Source organism: Pedobacter sp. HDW13 (assembly GCF_011303555.1).
Taxonomy (GTDB): domain Bacteria; phylum Bacteroidota; class Bacteroidia; order Sphingobacteriales; family Sphingobacteriaceae; genus Pedobacter.
This window is the reverse complement of record NZ_CP049868.1, coordinates 1,061,542-1,083,208: the sequence shown is the minus strand read 5'-3', so window position 1 is coordinate 1,083,208 and position 21,667 is coordinate 1,061,542. Positions and strand designations below refer to the sequence as shown.

At 39.9% G+C, this 21,667-nt stretch carries 13 protein-coding genes and 1 pseudogene; 7 read left to right on the top strand and 7 right to left on the bottom strand.

Features of this window, described 5'->3' with window-relative positions; genetic code table 11:
* Positions 1–5: 5 nt before the first annotated feature.
* From G7074_RS04405 to G7074_RS04390, 4 genes are all read left to right on the top strand, one after another.
* Positions 6–1,316 carry a vanadium-dependent haloperoxidase gene (locus G7074_RS04405; RefSeq protein ID WP_166207144.1) on the top strand — a complete coding sequence of 437 codons (1,311 nt, stop codon included), beginning with the start codon at positions 6–8 and terminating at the stop codon, positions 1,314–1,316.
* A gap of 121 nt (positions 1,317–1,437) precedes the next feature.
* Positions 1,438–2,532 (top strand): M57 family metalloprotease, encoded by a 1,095-nt coding sequence (locus G7074_RS04400; protein ID WP_124558785.1) that lies wholly within the window; start codon positions 1,438–1,440, stop codon positions 2,530–2,532.
* Between the two features lie 109 nt (positions 2,533–2,641).
* Positions 2,642–4,066 carry an alpha-L-fucosidase gene (locus tag G7074_RS04395; protein ID WP_124558786.1) on the top strand — a complete coding sequence of 475 codons (1,425 nt, stop codon included), beginning with the start codon at positions 2,642–2,644 and terminating at the stop codon, positions 4,064–4,066.
* 2 nt (positions 4,067–4,068) lie between these two features.
* The gene (locus tag G7074_RS04390) at positions 4,069–6,744 is read left to right on the top strand and encodes a glycoside hydrolase family 3 N-terminal domain-containing protein (protein WP_166207141.1); all 2,676 of its coding nucleotides are present in this window, start codon (positions 4,069–4,071) and stop codon (positions 6,742–6,744) included.
* A 270-nt stretch (positions 6,745–7,014) separates the two neighbouring features.
* Here G7074_RS04390 and G7074_RS04385 read toward each other — a convergent pair whose 3' ends face one another.
* The 7 genes from G7074_RS04385 to G7074_RS04355 all read right to left on the bottom strand — a co-directional run bounded on the left by G7074_RS04385 (position 7,015) and on the right by G7074_RS04355 (position 16,212).
* Positions 7,015–8,103: an Ldh family oxidoreductase gene (locus G7074_RS04385; protein ID WP_166207138.1), complete on the bottom strand. Its 1,089-nt coding sequence runs from the start codon at positions 8,101–8,103 to the stop codon at positions 7,015–7,017.
* A 58-nt stretch (positions 8,104–8,161) separates the two neighbouring features.
* Entirely contained in the window at positions 8,162–9,748 is a 1,587-nt protein-coding gene (gene bshC, locus G7074_RS04380; RefSeq protein ID WP_166207135.1) for a bacillithiol biosynthesis cysteine-adding enzyme BshC, read from the bottom strand.
* Positions 9,749–9,817: 69 nt separating this feature from the next.
* On the bottom strand, positions 9,818–11,662 hold the full coding sequence (locus tag G7074_RS04375) for an alpha-L-fucosidase (protein ID WP_166207132.1): 1,845 nt from the start codon (positions 11,660–11,662) through the stop codon (positions 9,818–9,820).
* 170 nt (positions 11,663–11,832) lie between these two features.
* Positions 11,833–13,023: an aspartyl protease family protein gene (locus tag G7074_RS04370; RefSeq protein ID WP_166207129.1), complete on the bottom strand. Its 1,191-nt coding sequence runs from the start codon at positions 13,021–13,023 to the stop codon at positions 11,833–11,835.
* Positions 13,024–13,169: 146 nt separating this feature from the next.
* Entirely contained in the window at positions 13,170–15,059 is a 1,890-nt protein-coding gene (locus G7074_RS04365) for a DEAD/DEAH box helicase (protein ID WP_124558792.1), read from the bottom strand.
* 211 nt (positions 15,060–15,270) lie between these two features.
* Positions 15,271–15,738 (bottom strand): DUF4293 domain-containing protein, encoded by a 468-nt coding sequence (locus G7074_RS04360; RefSeq protein ID WP_166207126.1) that lies wholly within the window; start codon positions 15,736–15,738, stop codon positions 15,271–15,273.
* Between the two features lie 6 nt (positions 15,739–15,744).
* Positions 15,745–16,212 (bottom strand): DUF4293 domain-containing protein, encoded by a 468-nt coding sequence (locus G7074_RS04355; protein WP_124558794.1) that lies wholly within the window; start codon positions 16,210–16,212, stop codon positions 15,745–15,747.
* A gap of 242 nt (positions 16,213–16,454) precedes the next feature.
* Here G7074_RS04355 and G7074_RS04350 point away from each other — a divergent pair, with 242 nt between their 5' ends.
* The 3 genes and pseudogenes from G7074_RS04350 to G7074_RS04340 all read left to right on the top strand — a co-directional run bounded on the left by G7074_RS04350 (position 16,455) and on the right by G7074_RS04340 (position 21,632).
* Positions 16,455–18,944 (top strand): prolyl oligopeptidase family serine peptidase, encoded by a 2,490-nt coding sequence (locus tag G7074_RS04350; protein WP_124558795.1) that lies wholly within the window; start codon positions 16,455–16,457, stop codon positions 18,942–18,944.
* 71 nt (positions 18,945–19,015) lie between these two features.
* Positions 19,016–19,783, top strand: coding sequence for a tRNA pseudouridine(38-40) synthase TruA (truA, locus tag G7074_RS04345; RefSeq protein ID WP_199748282.1), 768 nt, complete (start codon positions 19,016–19,018; stop codon positions 19,781–19,783).
* Positions 19,784–19,863: 80 nt separating this feature from the next.
* Positions 19,864–21,632 (top strand): annotated as a pseudogene (locus G7074_RS04340) (ABC transporter ATP-binding protein).
* Positions 21,633–21,667: the final 35 nt, after the last annotated feature.

The following is a 21,667-nucleotide window of genomic DNA, read 5'->3' as shown; positions in this document are numbered from 1 at the left end:
ACATCATGAAGAGATATTTGTTTTTGTTTATTTTCAGTACTACATTGAGTGCCAATGCACAATGGCATAAAAGTGAAAATGATCCTTTGCCCTTACACAGATCACAAAAGGCACTTTCTGATATTATTGTTAGTGATATATTTTCTCCTCCGGTTGCCAGTAGGATATTTGTTTATGCAAATATTGCTGCCTATGAAATTCAGGTTAAAAATAATCGTCAGTTTTTGTCTTTAAAAGGGCAGTTGAATAACTTTAATGGAATTCCAAATCCAGATAAAAAGAAGATCAGCTATTCAGTTGCTGCAACATATGCTTACTGGCAGATCGGAAAAAGGCTTGTTTTTTCAGAGCAGGTTGCCTTAGATAGTTTAAACAGCATACTTTCATGGTACAAAGCTAAAGGCTATCCTGATACTATATTGCAAAATTCAATTTTGTATGGTAAAATGGTTTCTGATACGGTTCTAAAGTGGGTGGATCAGGATCAATATAAAGAAACACGGAAATTAAGGCGATATAGTTTAGTAAAACAAGAAGGTAATTGGGCTCCCACACCTCCTGGTTATATGGCAGCTGTAGAACCTTATTGGAATAGAATAAGGCCTCTTGCTATGAAAACTGCCGATCAGTTTAAACCTACTGCCCCTCCTCTTTACAGTAAAGATAAAAACAGTGCTTTTTATATCAATGCAAATGAAGTTTACACGGTCGGTAAAAACCTGGATGAAAAACAGCTTGACATTGCCAAATTCTGGGATTGTAATCCATTCTTTTTAAATCTGAATGGGCATATGAACTACGCAACGAAAAAGATATCGCCAGGAGCACATTGGATTTCAATAGCTGGTATTGCCAGCCGATTGAAAAACTTTAATTATATGCAAAGTAGTTCGGCCTATACTTCTACCTGTATAGCCCTGTTTGATGCCTTTATAAGTTGCTGGGACGAAAAATACCGTAGTAATTACATCAGGCCAGAAACATTCATAAATGCCAATATAGACGAAAACTGGAGGCCAATTTTGCAAACACCACCCTTTCCTGAGTATCCAAGCGGGCATAGTGTAGCTTCAACTGCTGCAGCATGTGTGCTTACTAAAATATTTGGTGATAAGTTTAAGTTTCAGGATAATACTGAGACCGATTTTGGATTACCCGTGCGGAGCTTCACTTCTTTTAACCAGGCGGCTAACGAGGCCGCTATTAGCAGGCTTTATGGAGGTATTCATTATCGGCCAGCTATTGAGAATGGCCAGACTCAAGGCAGAAATATTGGCGCGTATCAAATCGAAAAAATTAAAATGAAAAAAGATTAAGATAGCATACCCAAGAAAAAGATATCCTACTTATTAATTTAATTGCCATGGCTAAACAAAATCTGATGAGCTAAAAAAATCAAATATCTAATAATTTTTAACGTTTAATTAAATCAAAATTATGAAAACTCTCTTAAAAGTAATTTGCGTTGTTTTATTCTTTGTAACTATTAATGGGTGTAAAAAGAGTAATGTGCCGCCCCTAAAATCTGAAGATAATCGTTTAAGTGATCTGACTTATTTAAAAAAATTGGGTTACGATACAACTGGAACTATTGAGTTAGCTACTTATTATTTAATAGAAGGAGATATTTTAATTCCAAAACATTCTTTATCTGTAACATCCAGACAGGTAATTCAAAGCCAGAGCAATTTGATAGATATAGCCAAACAACAAAACATCACGATTAGAATTGATGCCTCAATGCCAAATAATGGAGGTGACCTGGATTGGATAACAGAAGTATCACAGGCAATTGGAGAATATAATGATTTGCAAAACAGTAATATACGATTGTCACTGGTGACAGGTTCTTCAGCAGATATAACGGTTCGCCTAAGCAATATTTCTCCAACTAGCGGTTTGAATTTACCGTCAGATGTTATTGCGGCTGCTGGCCTTCCTTTAAATGGTAATCCTTTTCCCAATGTTGTAGTTAATTCTGCTTATGTGCAACCTTCAACGGTTTTGTCTGGTCAAAAAAAATATAACCTCGTGCATGAAATAGGGCATTGCCTTGGTTTTAGGCACACGAACTGGTATGGAATGGGAGAGTCAAATACCCTAGGGGTTGGGTCGTCTCCCAACAGCGGTGTCAATCCAGACGCCTCTTCGGTAATGAATGGTGGTACAGCCTTAAATAGTTGGAATGGATTTAGTTTTTGGGATATTTATGCAATTAGTTATTTGTACGCACTTCCTAAAGTATCAATAATGGTGAATAACACATCTACATCTGGCTTGATAAGGGGTGGAATAAATTTTAATAACACATATGGCTACGTTGCCTCAGGCAACCTCGGTTTAGCACAAAGTAATAATCAAGTAATGATTTCTCCAGGCTATTATAGTCTAACGGCTAACCTTGCTCCTGGAGAAGCCCCAATTTATGTTTCAGTAGGAGGCTCATCACCAGTTTTAGTCAGTAATTATGGAGGTACGAATCTTGGATCATATTATGTTTCTACTGGGTTTTATGTGAATGGATATAGATAATAATAAATAAAAAGAGTAACAAAAATTGATTAATCCTGGCCAATTATTGGCCAGGACATTTTATACTTAATGATGGTTTTATCATCATTGCAAAACAAATAATACACAAATGAAAATAAAAATTTACTTCCTCTTCTGTTTTGTTCTTATTGTACTTAACGCTTCCGCCCAGCAGAACGATATTATGCCACAATCGGAAATTTACGAGTGGCCTAAAGATGCTGCCGTTAAACAAAAGCTCGAATCTTGGCAGGATAAAAAATTCGGCATGATCATTCACTGGGGACTTTATGCAGTACCCGGCATTATCGAATCATGGTCGATCTGCTCTGAGGATTGGATAGATAGAGATAGTACGATTAAATACGAAGACTATAAAAAATGGTATTGGGGTTTTAGCGAAAAGTTTAACCCAACAAAATTTAATCCCGAACAATGGGCCAAAGCTGGTAAAAGTGCGGGCATGAAATATCTGGTATTTACCACCAAGCACCACGATGGTTTTGCCATGTTCGATACTAAAGAATCTGATTTTAGCATTGCCAAAGGTCCTTTTGCCAATAATCCTAAAAAGGATGTAGCCAAATATGTATTCGATGCGTTCCGCAAAGAAAATTTCATGATTGGCGCTTATTTTTCTAAGCCCGACTGGCACTCGCAATATTATTGGTGGGATAAATATGCCACAGCCAATAGAAACAACAATTACGACATTAGAAAGAACCCATGGCGCTGGAATAAGTTTAAAAGCTTTACCCAAAACCAAATTGGGGAGTTGATGAACAACTACGGAAGCATCGATATTTTGTGGTTAGATGGTGGTTGGGTACGTCCACGCGCAAGTGTGAACAAAGAAGTACTTTCGTGGGGAGCACCTATTCCCGATTGGAGTCAGGATATTGATATGCCTAAAATTGCTGCCGATGCCAGAAAAGCACAGCCCGGATTAATCATAGTAGATCGTACTGTACATGGTCAGTTCGAAAATTACCAGACACCAGAACAGAAAATTCCTGAAACACAATTAGATTATCCCTGGGAGAGCTGCATGACGTTAGGCGGGGCATGGGGTTTTGTTGCGAACGACAGGTATAAGCCTGCGCGCGAAGTAGTGCATAAACTGGTAGAAATCGTTGCCAAAGGTGGTAGTTTGCTTTTGGGTATTGGTCCTAAAGCCGATGGTACCTTGCCCGATAATGTTATTGCCCGATTAGACGAAGTAGGACAATGGACTGCCAAAAATGGTGCTGCAATATATGGCACAAGGATAACCAAAAACTATCATGACGGACAAAACTGGTTTACGCAAAGTAAAGATGGTAAAACTGTTTATGGCATCAGTTTATTGGATAATAATCCTGTTAAAGAAATTTCATGGAAGGGCAGTATTCCTAAAAAAGGAACAGCCATTACACTTGTAAACAATAACCAAAAAATAAAATGGAAACTGGTTGATGGTAAAGTACATTTCGACTTTCCGAAAACCGACGAAAAAATTGCCTTGGCATTTTCATTTACACCCGAAACTGAATAGTGATGTTTAACCTTAAAAGAAATACCTTTTTACTTTCGGCATTATTACTCTCGGCTGGTGTTTATGGGCAAAAGAAAACCGTACAAACACCGCCCTATAAAAATCCAAAACTCAGCATCGATTTAAGGGTGAAAGACCTGGTATCGAGAATGACGCCGGAAGAAAAATTCTGGCAGTTATTTATGGTGCCGGGTGATGTTGATGGAATAACAAAAGACCATTATAAAAACGGAATTTTTGGTCTCCAAATTAGTGCACAATCGGGCGGGGCAGGCGAAGCCCAGCAATTGCTAAGTTACAATACGACCGAGAACGCTTTTACACTCGCTAAAAAGGTTAACCAGTTACAACGCTATCTGGTTAACCATACCCGGCTTGGTATTCCGATGTTGGTGTTTGATGAAGCTTTGCATGGTTTGGTGCGAAAAAATGCAACAGCTTTTCCACAGTCGATCGGCTTAGCCGCTACTTTTGATACATTAACCATGGCCAGTATTGGTAAAAGAATAGCACACGAGGCCAAGGTTAGGGGCATAAGAGATGTATTGGCGCCAGTAATAAACATGGCCGATGATGTGCGTTGGGGGCGTGTGGAAGAAACTTACGGTGAAGATCCCTATCTAACCAAAGTGATGGGCCTTGCTTTTATGAATGCCATCGAAAAGGAAAACGTTGTGGTTACACCAAAACACCTTATTGCCAATGTTGGTGATGGTGGCAGAGACAGTTACCCGATTCAAAAAACAGAAAGGTTTCTGAGAGAAATACATTTTCCGGCCTTTGAAGAAGGGGTAAAGAAGGCAGGTATCCGTTCGGTAATGACTTCTTACAACAGTGTTGACGGAACACCTGCAACTTCGAATTACTGGCTTTTAACCAAAACTTTAAAGCACGATTGGGGTTTTAAAGGCTTTGTTATCTCCGATGCGGGCGCAGTAGGTGGTGCCAATGTATTGCATAACACTTCAAAAAACTATGCGCAATCTACTGTGCAGGCTTTAAACGGAGGACTGGATGTTATTTTTCAGGTAGAGTACGAGCATTATAAACTTTTTAAACCACCTTTTTTAGATGGAAGTATTCCACAGGCACGTATTGATGATGCCGTTTCGAGGGTTTTAAGGGCTAAGTTCGAACTGGGCTTGTTCGAGGATCCCTATGTTTCAGAAAAAGCGGCAGAAGCGTCGCTCACTGATCTCTCAGCTAAAGATTTGGCTAAAAAATCAGCTTTAGAATCATTTGTACTGCTAAAGAATAATCAAAATATATTGCCCCTAAAGCAACCAAAAAATATCCTGGTATTGGGAGAGGATGCTGTAGAGGCTCGTTTAGGAGGCTACAGTGGAACCGGTCAAGGCAAAATCAGCATTTTAGATGGAATAAAATCCAGGGCAGGAAATTTAACCCAGGTTAATTACACCCAGGGGAGCTTTAGGGAAAATAGAAAATATACTGTAATTGATTCTACATTTCTCAGTTCGAAAAACGGAAAAGGATTAACTGGTGAATATTTTAACACAACCGATCTTTCCGGCAATCCCACGTTAATCAGAACCGATAAGCAAATCGATTTCATGTGGACACTCTATTCGCCTAACGAGAAACTGGCAACAGATAATTACTCGGTGCGGTGGCAGGGAGAAATTAAGGCATTAAAAACAGGTACTTTCCAAATCGGTTTAGCCGGTAATGATGGTTATCGCTTGTATCTGGATGGAAAGCTGATTATAGACCAATGGAACAAAGCTTCTTACCACACCCTTACCGAAGCTTTTAATTTTGAAGCGGGTAAATCTTATCCCATTAAAGTAGAGTTTAAGGAACCAAAAGGTAACGCCTACATTAAGCTAATCTGGAATTATGGTATAGAAGATCAGGAGACAAAAGTATTGGATGAAGCCAAAACAATGGCTAGAAAAGCCGATGCTATTGTAGTGGCTGCGGGTATAAAAGAAGGAGAATTTTTGGACCGTGCCATGCTTGGCTTACCGGGCAACCAGGAAAAATTAATTCAGGAAATGGCTAAAACAGGCAAACCAGTAGTGGTTTTATTGGTTGGTGGCAGTGCTATAACGATGGGCAACTGGATTAACGATGCGTCCGCTATTTTAAATGTATGGTACCCGGGCGAAGAAGGCGGAACTGCTGTAGCCGAAACTTTATTCGGAGATTACAATCCTGCTGGCAGACTTCCGATTACGTATCCCGTTCATGAAGCGCAATTGCCGCTTGTTTATAACCATAAACCTACAGGCAGGGGCGACGATTACAATAATTTAAGTGGCGAACCGTTGTTCCCGTTTGGTTATGGCTTAAGCTATACCACATTCGAATACAGCAATATTGAATTGGCTAAGAAAGAAATTAAGGCAAATGAAAGTACTACAGTAAGCTTTACCCTTAAAAATACCGGCAATAGAGATGGAGAAGAAGTCGCACAATTGTATTTGCGTGATATGTTGGCCAGTGTAGTGCGACCCGTATTGGAGCTTAAAGGCTTTGAGCGTGTTAGGCTTAAAGCAGGAGAAAGCAAGACCATTAGCTTTAAAATTATACCCGAAATGCTGCAGATGCTGAATGCTAATTTGAAAACGGTTATTGAGCAGGGAGATTTTAGGATAATGATCGGATCATCGAGCCGCGAACTTCAATTAAAGGAAACACTAACGGTAAAGTAATAAAGATAATTCTCAGCCCTTGTATGGTGGGTTATAATCATACGTGTTGCCGCAAGACCTGGTTAGTTTTGCGGCTTTTTTATTTCTTAATCTGTAAAGATTTATCGGTCGGTTTCTCACCTTCTGTCCGTAGAGTTAAGCGTAGTGTCTCTACGGATTTGGTCTATAAGGTTGAGTTTGTAACTCAATAACAAAGAACGAGTCACAGACTCTTTTCCATTTTTGCATCCGTAGCGCCTTTCGGAAATCTACGGACAAATCGTATTTTTTTTATGCGTTTAAACCAGGAATTCCAAGCTTCTCTGCCAGTTCATTCAGATCATTAACCACCACATCTATCAGCGGGATACCGCTAATTTTCCTTTCCTGCTCAAATTCATGCTCAGGTTCGCCCGGGATAATTACTTTTTTATCAGGATCGATGGTTTTTGCACTTTTGAAGCGCTCTACCCAGTTATCCAGGTGGTTTTTAAAGTCTTCGGTTGGCCTGAAACCATCTACGCGCATCGCGCCTAAAAAGTGACCCAATCCTTCACCAACCGGGTTGGCCGAGGGTTCTAAAAAGGCGACAAAGGGAGGCACCCAGGGGCCGTAATTTGCGCCTGATAGCACAGCCGATAAAATATCAACTGTTGCGCTTAAACCATATCCTTTGTGGCTGCCATGATCTTTATCACTACCCAAAGGTAAGAGTGAACCACCGTTTTTTAGTTCGTTGGGATTGCTTGAGTTTTCGCCGGCTTTGTCCTGTACCCAGCCATCCGGAATACTTTTGTTAGCTCTTTGTGCAATTTCAAGTTTACCATTAGCAGCTGCTGCGGTGGCCATATCAACAATAACTGGCGGGTATTTGCCTGCCGGGAATGCATAACACATCGGGTTAGTACCTAATAAACGTTCGTTGGCATAGGTAGGGGCAACCAGTGGGCTGGCATTGGTCATGCTAATGCCAATCATATCTTTTTCTACCGCCATTAGTGCATGGTAACCGGCTATTCCAAAGTGGTTCGAGTTTTTAACTGATACCCAGCCACTGCCATATTTTTCGGCCTTTTCTATCGCTACCTGCATGGCAAAAGGTGCTACTACCAAACCTAAACCGGCATCACCATCTATGGTTGCGGTAGTTGGGGTTCCGTGTACAATTTTAATATTGGGAGTAGCATTAATCCGTTTCTTTTCCCAAAGCCTAACGTAACCGCTTAAGCGCGCAACCCCATGCGAATCGATACCACGCAAATCTGAACGGATCAAAACATCGGTAGCTAATTCGGCATGCGCATCAGAACAACCCATTTTTTTAAAAACGCTGTGGGTAAATGCTCTTAGTTTGGTTTCAGAAAAGGTGATGAAGTTCATTTTTTAATATCAAATAGGAGAAATCAGGAAATTTTGCTTTAAGCTTTAGTCTTTTTGCTTAAGGTAATAAAACAGTAAAGTCACCGCCCAGCGGTTCAAAATTTTCAATGCACGACGATAGGAAATCTTCTCCATAGTTAACGTACATAGGCGCAATATTCAGTATGCGTTCTTGCAGCGTACCATTTGGGAAAAGCCTTTTTTTAACGTTATCTATCTGCAGCAACGCCATTTCGTGTTTGCGTTTTTCGGCCCTGAACAGTTTTTTTTCCAGGTTGGCCAGCAAATGGTTAGTGCGTTGCTTTGCTGTATCAGTCGAAACCGATAAAGTTTTATCTATTTTGTATGCGTTTAGCTTAATTTGATCAAAAATGCTGTTAATAGCCCTGGTTTCGTCGGCTAAACTTAACTGTGCAGTGGTATTCCGTTTTACCCAGATATTTTTCAGTTCTTCAACCGGCAGGAAAATATCTTCTAAAGAAAAGCCCAGTTTGTATAAATTCTCTGCACTGCGTTTATCAATCAGCAAAGCCGAATTGCGTAACAATAGAACAGGGAAATCTACTTTGTAATAATCGAAATTGGCTTTTAACTGCATCCAGTATGCCACCTCTGCGCCACCGCCAATGTAGGCAATGTTGGGCAAAATTACCTCCTGGTACATCGGTCGCATTACTACATTCGGACTAAACCGTTCGGGATGCGATTCGATCTCGGTCAATAATTCAGCTTCGGTAAAACTGATATTGGTATGGTTTACCTGATATTTGCCTTGTTCAAAAATCAAACGTTCGCGCAGGTTATCGTTCAGGTAAAAGAAATTAATATCACGGCCGTTCACCTGGGTTTTATAACCTAAATTTTCGAGGTTTTCGGAGCTGGTATCAATATTCCTGGCACTGTTTTGATGTACAATATCTTCGGCAATGATATTCGCAAATTGTTTCTTCAGGCGTGCATCATCGGCATTTACAATTACCAATCCGTATTTTTCGAAGAGGTTATTCACCAAAAAGCGAGTCGCATCGGCCAGGTTATCATGTTGCAGGTAGGCCTGCTCAACCAGCTTGGCAATTCGCTTTCCATTTCTTGAAATGCCCAGATAACCTTTATATGCAGTTACCGCTGCGGCCACTGTTTTAGTGCTTAACCTACCTGTTGCGCCATTGGTTTGCTGTATCCAGCTGATGTTTTTCTCATCAACACTCACGTGGTTAATCTCATCAAAATCGTGGTCTTCTGTAGCCATCCAGTAAACGGGTACAAAGTTTTTATCAGGATGTGCAATTTTTAGCTCAATGGCTAAATTTATAGTGGTTACAATTTTGTAAATAAAATAAAGCGGGCCGGTAAACAGGTTTAACTGGTGGCCGGTAGTTACGGTAAAAGTATTATCGAGGCCTAAAAGCTCAATGTTTTTAGTAACCGATTTATTGGGCTGTAAATGCTGGTACTGATCTTGTAAAACCTGCACTAAAGTAGTCCGGTTACCCAAAAAATTTCTATGCTCAATTGCGCTGGCTAAACCCGCCATATCGGGGCGGTAACTGTAAAAAGCTTTAAGCTGTTCTTCGTTGTTAATATAATCTAAAACCAGTTTTGAAAACGATCCGGTTTCATGATATGAGATATATTTTGCCTGCATGATGTGCGAAAGTAATGCAATTTAAGGATAAACGTAAAGTGCGCTAACTATTTTACATTTGTTAAATAATTACAGATTGCTTTCTATTGCCCCAACTTTTTCGCGGTATAAATCAATCGGCCCATCTAAAAGTACTGCAATTACCGTTAGTTCATTATCTAATTTGTCTTCTGGTATCGGGATGTAAACAATACCAGGTATTTTGCTCCAGTACAGTTTATTGTAAATTTCATGATTCAACATGGTACCTTCGCCAACTACCCTAATGCGGCTTATATTGTTTTTTAAACCTTTTATCGCAACAGGGCCGGTCGGTTTTCCTTCAACAAAAAGGTAAAGGGTCTGTTTATCGGCAGATAGGGCTGTGTTACCTTGGTAATGACCACTGGGTATTCCTTTTCCGGTTTTGTAAAGCGCCTCGGCATTTTTAATTACCCAGTTGCTGATTTTTTGGTCTACATTATTAATTCCCGGATTAAAATCTAAACCATCAACAGGTAAACTGGTATTTTGAAATACATTTATACCTGAATTTAAATTAGTAGCCAGTTTGCTCAGGTTTAAATTGGTTAAGCCCCGCTGTTTTGGTGCAGCATACAAGTCTGCTAATGAAAGCGTTTCCTGTTTATCTTCAGCTAACTGGATAGGACCATTTAACGATACTTTTACTACGGTTACATCACTATCAAAATCTGCTTCTTTAAAATTAAGGAGATAATCTGTTTCATTTAATTTAATTGTATATGGCTGTGCTTTGCTGCCAACCACTTCAATTTTGTTTATTTTTGACTTTATACCCGACAGTAAAATCCCGTTTTTGGTTTTATAATCGAGATACAGGTACAATACATCTTTGTTTTTAGATAAGGTAGTTTTACCTGCAATATGCCCATTCGAGATCCCGGCCTGTGTACCATAAATGGCTTCTGCATGTTTTTGTGTCCAGCGACCCAGTCCCTTTAATATTTTAACCTGCTCTGGTGCAATAGTTCCGTCAGCTTTTGGACCGATATCGAGCAATAAATTCCCGCCCATACTGATGCAGTCAACCAGGGTGCGGATAATCATGTTTGATGATTTGTAATGGTTATCGTATGGCTGGTACCCCCACGAATCGTTCATGGTATAACAAAGTTCCCATTCTGGTGAAGCGGGTCTTACCACTGGTACACCTTGTTCGGGCGTATCATAGTCGCCATGTCCATTTAAGCGCGAATTAATAATGACATTAGGATTCACTTTACGTAAGTTTTCCAATATGTTTTTGGCCTGCCATTCTTCACCGCTATGTTCCCAATCGCCATCAAACCATACCAAATCCGGGTTGTATTGGTTAGAAAGCTCATTTAATTGCCCCTGAAAATAGTTTTGGAATTTTTTAAAGCGGGCAGGGTCTTGTTTATAATCATAGCGTTTTCTATCGCGCGTAAAACCATCATAATCCGTATAACTCCAATCTGGTAATGAAAAATAAAGACCGGTTTTTAATCCTGATTTTTTAAGGTCGGCAACAAATGGCGTAATTAAATCTTTTTTTGCCGCACTATGTTTTACTGTCGTAGTGGCATTTGGCATTTTACTGTCCCAAAGCGCAACACCATCATGATGTTTTGTCGTAATTACGGCATATTTAGCGCCACTTTCTTTAATTAGGTTTACCCACTCTGCTGGCTGGTATTTGGCCGCATTAAAACCGTTCAGTTGTTTCATGTAGGCATCATGGTTAATGTAGTTGTTAAAAAACGACCACGATTCTGAAATTCCATTAACTGAATAAATACCCCAGTGAATGAAAATGCCTAGTTTGGCATCGGCAAACCATTGCATTTTCTGGTTTGAAGCGGCTTGTTGTGCAGAAAGATTGAAGCCTGTTGTTAACAGGAAGAAAGTAATAAAAAGCTTTAAATAACGCATAATATTTGGTTGTACAGATAAACGTTAAATATAATATATTGCAGGCTGAATTGCATGTAAAAACACCGTTAATTTCGTGCAAAATCAAGATACTTCTCTATAATTAATAGGCTGATTTAATATGAAGAGGCGCAGTTCGGAACAGGAGAGAGTTTCTGAAGATCACTTGTTTATTCGAGTAAAACAGAACGTTTTAAATTATATTCAATTTTTTTGTCGGCCCTTAAAATTGTCACTTTTGCAGCATCTTTTCCTTTTAGAATATTGTTATATGTGAAATTACATGCATCTGTTTCTGTAAAATCAGCAATGATATGATTATCAATTTGTACAATTTCATCATTAACCTGTATGCCTGAAATAGCTGCATCGGTATTTTCGAAAATTGTACTTACGAAAGCTTTATTCCCCGAATAGCTAATTGCAATACCAAAGCGGTTTAATTTGGAAAGGTTGTAATGGTTCTCGCCGATTAAGTATATTTTATTGGTTTGCCAATTGATGATGACTTTGTAATGCTGCAAAAAATCGTTGCCAATGTTGCTCGATTTGCCATCTGCGAATAAAACAACCTGATCTTTTAAGCCTAAAGTACCAATATTTATTTCCGGAACCTTTGCATAGGTAGTGGTCGACTGTTTAGCCGCTCCATAAATGCCCACTCCGCTAATGCCGGTAGCGTATACCCGCTTAAAAGTATTAATCACATTAGAGTATTTAAGCAGAGATAAATCTAAATTTCCGTTTGAGCCGGTATCGAATGTTATATAACTTGTTTTGGAGCCTATTTGAATAGGGATTAACGGCGTTTTTTGAATTTTTATGGGTAAAAAATCGATAATCTTTGTGTTGGCAGCCGCATTGAAATTTGCCATATTATCGCTTATTGAAATTACTTTATTGGCATAATCGAGCTGCCATATCGCATTGGCCATCTGGTTTGCTCCAATAATGCCATCAACATTTAAACATTTCATTTGAAAAACGCTGCGCATATCGATAACCAAAGCCCCTGTATTTTCGAAAACCAGTTTGCCGATTTTAATTTCTGGAATAACTACAACCGTTTCTTTTTTTTTATATCCCTGCGAATCCGAACTTTTGGAATTTGTTGCAGGGCTGAGGTTTAATGTTTGTGCCAAAGTTGGAGATATGGCTGTTGGGGCTCCGGTATCTAACATAAAATGATAACTTTTGCCAGCAATACTTACTTCAATTATGGGTACGCCGGTTTCGAAGTTGAAATCGATTTTTTCATTAAATTCGGATTGTTTTAATCTCCCCGCATTTAGCACTTTTTTTACCGGACTACATGAAACGAGTATGGGGATGAGCATGCTGAGGAAAAAGGTTTTCTTCATAAACGTAGTTTAGGGAAGCAATATAAATCAATTTTGTTTAGGTAGAAAATCAAGCCGGCTGATGAGGGAATGTAACAGGTTTTTCGGTCAAAAAAAAGCCGCCCCGAAAAATCGGGACGGCTTGTAAAAATATTTGGTTTAGTGATTTACCATTTTTTACGGCGCTCACCGCTTCCGCCTTCTCTGCGTCCGCTTCCACCTTTATCTTCACGGCTACGGCCAGAGAAATCTCTGAAGCCACCGCCTTCACGGTTTCCACCTTCACGTCTTCCGCTACCACCGCCAGATCTTCTTTCGCCGCCATTGCCGCCGCGGTAACCACCGCCACCGCCGCTTCTGCGTTCGCCGCCGAATCCACCGCTACGTCTTTCACCGCCACCGCGTCTTTCGCCTGCACCTTCGCCACGACCACCATCTCCACTCTTCTCGATACGTACCTGACGACCGTTAAACTCAACTGATTTAAAGCCTTCAAAAACTTTGTCGGCAACAGCATCTTCTACTTCAAAGAAAGAGAAAACACCTTTTAAATCGATTTTACCAACGCTTTTGCCACCAATTTTACCATTGTTACAGATAAATGATAACATATCGCCACGGGTAAATTCATCTACCGAACCTAAGTTGATAAATAAACGGGTGTAACCTTCGCTACCACGTCCGCGTCTTTCACCACGCTCACCTCTTTCACCGCGCTCATCTCCAACAGCTGCATTTAAATCAGGTGCTTTCGAATAGTAATCTAAGAAACGGTTAAACTCTAAAGATGCAAAACGTTTAATTACTTCTTCTTTGGTTAAATCAGCAAACTCATCCATAATACGTGGGATGTACTGATCAATCTGTTCGTTGTTAACCTCTACATTGTGTACTTTGTGTACCAAAGAGAACAATTGTTTTTCGCAAACATCAAAACCTGTAGGTAACTCAGCTTTGGTAAATTGTTTACCGATAATGCGCTCTAACTGACGGATTTTGCCCAGTTCTTTAGAGTTGATGATACAGATCGAAATACCGGTTTTACCAGCACGGCCTGTACGGCCCGAACGGTGGGTATAACTTTCAATCTCATCAGGTAACGAATAGTTAACTACGTGCGTTACATTGTTAACGTCGATACCACGTGCAGCAACATCAGTAGCAATTAACAACTGCATATTACGCTCGCGGAAACGTTGCATTACCTTATCACGTTGTTGTTGCGATAAATCGCCGTGTAAAGCATCAGCATTGTAACCATCTTTAATTAAATGCTCAGCAATATCCTGGGTATCTAATTTCGTTTTACAGAAAACAACACCGAAAATATCAGGGTTAAAATCTACAATACGTTTTAAGGCAGCGTATTTATCGCGGGCACGAACAATATAATATTCGTGTTCGATGTTTACGTTACCTGTATTTTTTGTGCCCATGGTTAATTCTACAGGGTTATCCATATAGTTTTTAGCTATACGGCGAACTTCTGACGGCATAGTAGCCGAGAATAACCAGGTTTTTTTGTCATCAGGAGTAGTTGATAAAATGTCGTTGATATCGTCCTGGAAACCCATGTTCAACATCTCGTCAGCTTCATCAAGCACAACATATTTAACGTTTGAAAAATCAATGGCTTTACGGCCAATGATATCCAACATACGGCCGGGCGTGGCCACTACGATTTGAACGCCTTGGCGTATTTCGCGTAGTTGTTGCATAATGTTCGCACCACCGTAAACGGCAACTACGTGGGCATTAGCAACATTTTTAGAAAAGTTTTTAAGGTCGTTAGCGATCTGTAAACATAACTCACGGGTAGGGCATAAAATCAATGCCTGTGGTTTATTTACTTTAAAATCGATTAGTTCTAACAGCGGCAAACCAAATGCGGCTGTTTTTCCTGTTCCTGTTTGGGCCAAACCAACAAAATCATTAGTGCCTTCTAACAGTACAGGAATACTTTGCTCCTGAATCGGCGTTGGATTTTCGAATCCAAGGTCCTTTACGGCATTAACGACGTCATCACTTATCCCCAATAATTGAAATGGGTTTGTCATTCGTCTTTTATTTTTAATTGAGCCGCAAAGGTACGGTTAATATTCCGTATTTCACAGATAATCAAGTAAATAGTTTTTTAAGCTAAATGTTTGGAAATAAGGAAGTAATGGAGGGTGAGTGAGGTAAGATGGAAAATGTACACTGGCAGGGCTTTAAATCGGCATCGGGAATGATGCTGGTAATTTGATTTTTTTGATGGAACGCGAAACATTATCTCAGCCTTTCTGCCGATCTGATTAGTCTTTCATCTTTATTAATCCCGAAAATGGCCAGTACAATAAATAAGATAGCAATAGCCGGAAGATAGGCACCAATACCAAAAGTGGCTCCTTCAATACCGCCAGGTAATTCGTTGATGTAAGTGCTACACCAAAAGGCAAAACCACCAATTAGTACAATCGAAATAATGGCAAGCCTTTTTTGAAGGTTGCGCTTTCTGAAATTGAAGATGTTAACGAAACAGATAATCGCTATGGCGATGTAGGTAACGATTAAAGGTAAAGATAAGGCTAGTTTGTATCCAGACCCACTTTCTGATTGAAATTGGGTTTTTAAACCAAACATATAGACAACAGATTCAGATCCGTCAATCTCTTTTGTTGCAAGAGGTAAGAAAGTCATTAATGCTAAAACCAAAAATGCTAAGAAAAGCCATATCGATTGTATTCTTTGTATCATTTTGATTTATCTCAATCTTTCTGCTGATCTGATCAGTCTTTCATCTTTATTAATCCCGAAAATAGCCAGTACAATAAATAAGATAGCGATAGCCGGAAGATACGCACCAATACCAAAAGCCGCTCCTTCAATACCACCGGGTAATTTTTGGGCGTAAATGCTGCACCAAAAGGCAAATCCGCCAATTAGTACAATCGAAAGAATGGCAAACCTTTTTTGAAAACTGCGCTTTCTGAAATTGAAGATGTTAACGAAACAGATAATCGCTATAGCAATATTGGTTATAAGTAAAGGTAGAAATGATATGATTTTGAATGGCGAACCCGCTTTACCGGCAATTATCTGAAACAAACCGCTTGTGTATACTGCTGATTCCGTTCCGGCAATTTCTTTGCTGGCAATAGGTAAAAACAACATTAATATCAGGGTTAAAGCGGCTAAGAAAAGCCATATTGATTGTATTCTTTGTATCATGTTAATTTGAAATAATAAACAATTATAGGGATTCTATTTCAACCTTGAAAAAACATTTTTTTGCTGCGCATAGATTTTGTTAAAACCTGCAAGTTTTAATACATTTGGCTATATACCACAAACCCTAAAAGATAAAACCAAAGCTATTGCCTTTTCTTTTCCTAACAGGTTGGCTATAATGCAGCCGATGGAAATTGTTTAACGGATTTAATTTTAACCAGGCCTACTTTATAAAACGATTTATGTTAAAAAACTTACTTTTTTTAATTGCCCTGTTTGTTGCCGCAAACACTTTTGCGCAGGATACCCTTAAATTCGAAAAAGCTTTAACAGTAGCCAGTGGCAGCCGATATGGTCGAGAAGCTGTGTATACAGATTTGCTGGCCTGGAAAATGGCCAATCAACAATTGCAGGCACCGGTAGAAAACGGCGAATTTTCGACCGGAAAAAATGGTGAAAAAGTATTGTGGAAAGCAATTAAGGCCGATGCCAATGGCCGTTTTAGTGCCTTTTCGAGGAGATCGTTTCAAACAGCCAGTAACCCCTTTCTAAATCCGGGCGGGGTAGATCGTGGGTCCGATTATATTTACCTTACTTACACTTCAGGTACAGCACAAACTGTAATTTTAAATGTTATTGGGGGCAATAGTATATTTTTTAATGGTATCCCACACATGGGCGATCCCTATGCATCGGGTTATATGAATATTCCGGTTCAGCTAAAAAAAGGAGTAAACGAGCTGTATGTACGGGGTGCCAGTGTACTGCCGATGATTATTGTTAATGCTAAAAAACTATTAATCCATACCGATGATATTACTTCGCCCAGTATTGTGCTTAATGAAAAAAATGGCGTACTCAAGGGTGCCCTTACTATAAGCAATTCATCGTTAAAAGATTATAATGATTTACGTTTCAAAACCATTTTGAACGGTAAGCAACGCGAGGTAGCCATTGCGCGTATTCCGAAACTGAGCATGCGAAAGGTGGTTTTTGAAGTAGATGCAAGTGCTGTGGTAAAACCGGGCAATTACAATATCGAATTACAATTGTTGCAAGGCAATACACAGGTAGATCAGAAAATGATTGTAATTGAAGCTTTAGCGGGTTCATCAACCCATAAGCAAACTTTTGTGAGTAATATTGACGGCAGTTTGCAGTATTTCGCTGTTACGCCGCAATTAAATGGTTGGAAACCGAATGCTGCCTTGTTTCTGTCGGTGCATGGTGCAGGCGTAGAGGCCATCGGTCAGGCAAAGGCTTATAAATCTAAAGACTGGGGCACGCTGGTTGCCGCTACCAACCGCAGGCCACGTGGCTTTAACTGGGAAGACTGGGGGCGTAAAGATGCTTTAGAAGTATTGGCACTGGCTAAAAATCAGTTTAAACCAGATGAAAAACAAATTTACCTTACCGGACACTCGATGGGTGGACACGGTACCTGGTTCTTAGGCGCAACTTATCCCGATAAATGGGCAGCCATTGCGCCGGCTGCGGGTTATGCTTCGCTTAAAGATTATGGTTCGGCCGATGGAAAAATTCCCGATAGCAGTCAAAATAGTGTCGAGCGGATGTTATTAAGGGCCGGCAACCAAAGTGATGTTCCGAAACTGGTTAGCAATTATACTCCTTTGGGCGTGTACATATTGCATGGCGATGCCGATAAAGTGGTTCCCGTTAGTTATGCCCGACAAATGAAGAAAATACTTGCTGGTTTTCACGCCGATTTTAGCTATTACGAATATCCGGGTGGAGAACATTGGTTTGGCGATCAAAGTGTAGACTGGCCGGCAATTTTCAGCTTTTTTAAATGGCATACCATAGCGGTCGATTCGGCTGTAAATCACATCGATTTCATGACTTCCAGTCCAGGGATTTCGGCAACTTACCGCTGGGCCACCATTGAGCAGCAGGAACAACCCTTACAGTACAGTCGCATTATTTTAAACCGCGATAGGAAGAAATCGAGCATTACAGGTAAAACTGAAAACGTGGTGACTTTAAAGCTGGCTTTAACAGATTTTGGTGCAAAAGCTAACGTTAAAATAACTTTAGATAGCTTACCTGCCATTAACTTTACTACTCAGAGTGGTAACGATACTCTGTTTTTAGCCAAAAACAATGAAGGTTGGCAAATCCTCACTTCAGTGAATAAAAGGGATAAAAATCCGGCACGATCGGGTACTTTTAAAGAAGCGTTTAACCATAAAATGGTTTTTGTAGTGGGAACAAGCGGCGCTGTGGGTGCCAGCGAAGCCAATTTAAACAAAGCCAGATATGATGCCGAAAGCTGGTATTACCGTGGAAATGGGGCGGTTGATATCATTACCGATAAGGAATTTTCAATATCAAAATATCAGGGGCGTAATATCATTTTATATGGCAATGCCGAAAATAATACCGTCTGGAAAACCTTACTGAAAGATTGCCCTATACAGGTTAACAATTCGCAAATCACAGCGGGCAAGCAAACCTGGAAAGGCAATGATTTAGCAGCCTATTACATCTGGCCGCAGCAGGATAATAATCTTCTGGTTGGTGTAGTGGCCAGTACTGGTGTTGCAGGTATGAAAGCAGCTTATGCCAATCAATACTTTGCTGGTGGAAGTGGATTTCCTGATTTTATGGTGTTCTCTTCCGATTTACCTAAAGAAGGCAGTAAAGGCATTAAGTTGGCCGGTTTTTACAACAACAAATGGCAGTTGGAGGAGAAAAACACAGCTAAGCCATAATTACAGGGTTTACGAATAAATGTAAAGCGCTTTCCTTCTAAATAAAAGGAAAAAAGTACTTTTGCATCGCTTTGAGTAAAAAAAGATATTTCATCCAAATCGCTTACGATGGCAGCTTGTATCATGGCTGGCAAGTTCAACCCAATGCAATTACCGTGCAAGAGTTGTTGGATAAAGCTATGGCTACGGTTTTTAGGCAACCTATCGAAACCCTGGGCTGTGGCCGCACCGATACTGGGGTGCACGCTAAAGATTTTTATGCACATTTTGATGTGGAAAATCTGGATGAAAGCAAAGTTTTAAGCGCTGTTGGCGGGATCAATGCTCTTTTGCCTTATCAAATTGCTACGAAACGGATTATTCCGGTGCATAATGAGGCACATGCGCGCTTCGATGCCACCTCAAGAGCTTACAAATATCATCTGCATTTCGAAAAAGATCCGTTTAAATTAAACCGGTCGTGGTTGGTTAAAGATCGCCTAGATGTGACGGCTATGAATGAAGCAGCAGCTTTGTTGTTAAATTATATCGATTTCTCATGTTTCAGCAAATCGAATACGCAGACCTTTACCAACAATTGCAAAATAGTAAAAGCTGTTTTTGAAGAACAAGAAGACGGTTTAGTGTTTACCATTCAGGCCGATCGTTTTTTAAGGAACATGGTGAGGGCCATTATGGGTACCCTGGTGCAGATTGGTAAAAAAGAAATAGATTTAGCTGCATTTAAAGCAGTAATAGAAAGTAAAAACCGCAGTAAGGCCGGTCAATCGGTACCTGCTTGTGGCTTGTATTTGGTGAAGATTGAGTACCCTTATATAAATGATAGCATTGGAGATTGATTTAATGATAGAATGTGAAATGGCGATAGCATATAAAATTCATTCATTCACTCATTCAGAACTCACTCATTAAACAAAAAATGGCAGTTACCGGCGACGTATATAACACAGGATTACTGAAACGCATTTTTAAATACGTAAGGCCTTACCGTGCTGTATTTGTTTGGTCGGTTATTTTAACCATCCTGCTGGCTGCAATTTCTCCGGTGCGCCCGTTTTTGATTAAATACACACTCGATCATTATATTTTAGCCGGCAATTATTCTGGTTTGGTAAATATGACCATGCTGATGGTTTTTATGTTGGTGCTTCAAACGCTTATCCAGTATAACCATACCCTTTTAACCAATACCCTGGGGCAGTCGGTGATTCGTGATCTGCGCATCAATGTTTTTAACCACATTACTAAGCTTAGGCTTAAGTTTTTCGATAAAACACCCATTGGCCAATTAATTACCCGTACCGTTTCCGATCTGGAAACCATTGCCGATATTTTTTCGGAAGGTTTAATCTCCATGATTGGCGATAGTTTGCAGGTAGTAGTAATTGTTTGTGTAATGCTTTATACTGACTGGGAATTGAGCCTTGTGGTGCTTCTACCCATTCCGTTATTGATTATTGCCACCAGGAAATTCCAACAGGCCATTAAAGTGGCTTTTCAGGAAGTCAGGAACGAGGTTTCTAACCTGAATACTTTTTTGCAGGAGCACATTACCGGCGTTCCGATTGTACAGTATTTTGCCCGCGAGAAACAGGAATACCGTAAATTTTATGCCATTAACAAGCGTTACCGAGATGCAAATATCCGCAGTAACTGGTATTATTCTATATTTTTTCCCGTTGTAGAATTGATTTCGGCTATGTCCTTGGGTTTACTGGTGTGGTATGGCGCTAAAAGTATCCTGGCTAAACCTTTAGATGTAACCCCGGAACCATTACTCAGTTTATCATGTACCTAGGCATGGTGTTTACGCCGATTCGCCAATTGGCCGATAAATTTAATACCCTGCAAATGGGAATGGTTGGTGCCGAACGTGTTTTTAAAGTTTTAGATACTGACGAAACTACGCCAAACACAGGAACACTTCAACCTGCCAAACTGGAAGGAAATATTAAGTTCGAAAAGGTTTGGTTTGCCTATAATGATGAAAATTATGTTTTAAAAGATTTATCCTTTGAGGTAAAATCGGGCGAAACAGCGGCGCTGGTAGGGGCTACGGGTGCTGGTAAATCATCTACAATTAATATACTGAATCGTTTTTACGAAGTTAAAAAGGGCGATATTACCGTAGATGGCATTCGTATTGAAGATTTTGAACTCGATTATTTACGTAGTCACATTGCTACCGTACTGCAGGATGTTTTCTTGTTTTCAGATACCATTTTGAACAACATTACCCTCAATAATCCCGAAATTAAGCTGGAACAGGTGGTTAATGCCGCTAAAAAAGTAGGCGCACATGAATTTATTGAGCGCTTGCCTGGCGGTTACCAGTACAACGTGATGGAGAGAGGGGCTACACTCTCTGCAGGACAGGCACAGTTAATTTCCTTTATCCGCGCATTGGTGCATAATCCAGCCATTTTGGTTCTCGATGAAGCCACTTCATCGGTTGATACCGAAACCGAATTACTGATTCAGAAAGCTATTGATAACCTGATGGAAGGTCGTACTTCGATCGTAATTGCACACCGTTTATCTACAATCCAGAAAGCCGATCAGATTATTGTATTGGATAAAGGCGAGATCAAGGAAAAAGGTACGCATCAGCAGTTGCTCAAATTAAACGGCTATTACAAAAAACTTTACGATCTGCAATTTTCTTCAAAAGGGATTGCTAAAGTTTAAACTGCTGTTATTCCCTGTTATTTTCTTAATTTAAC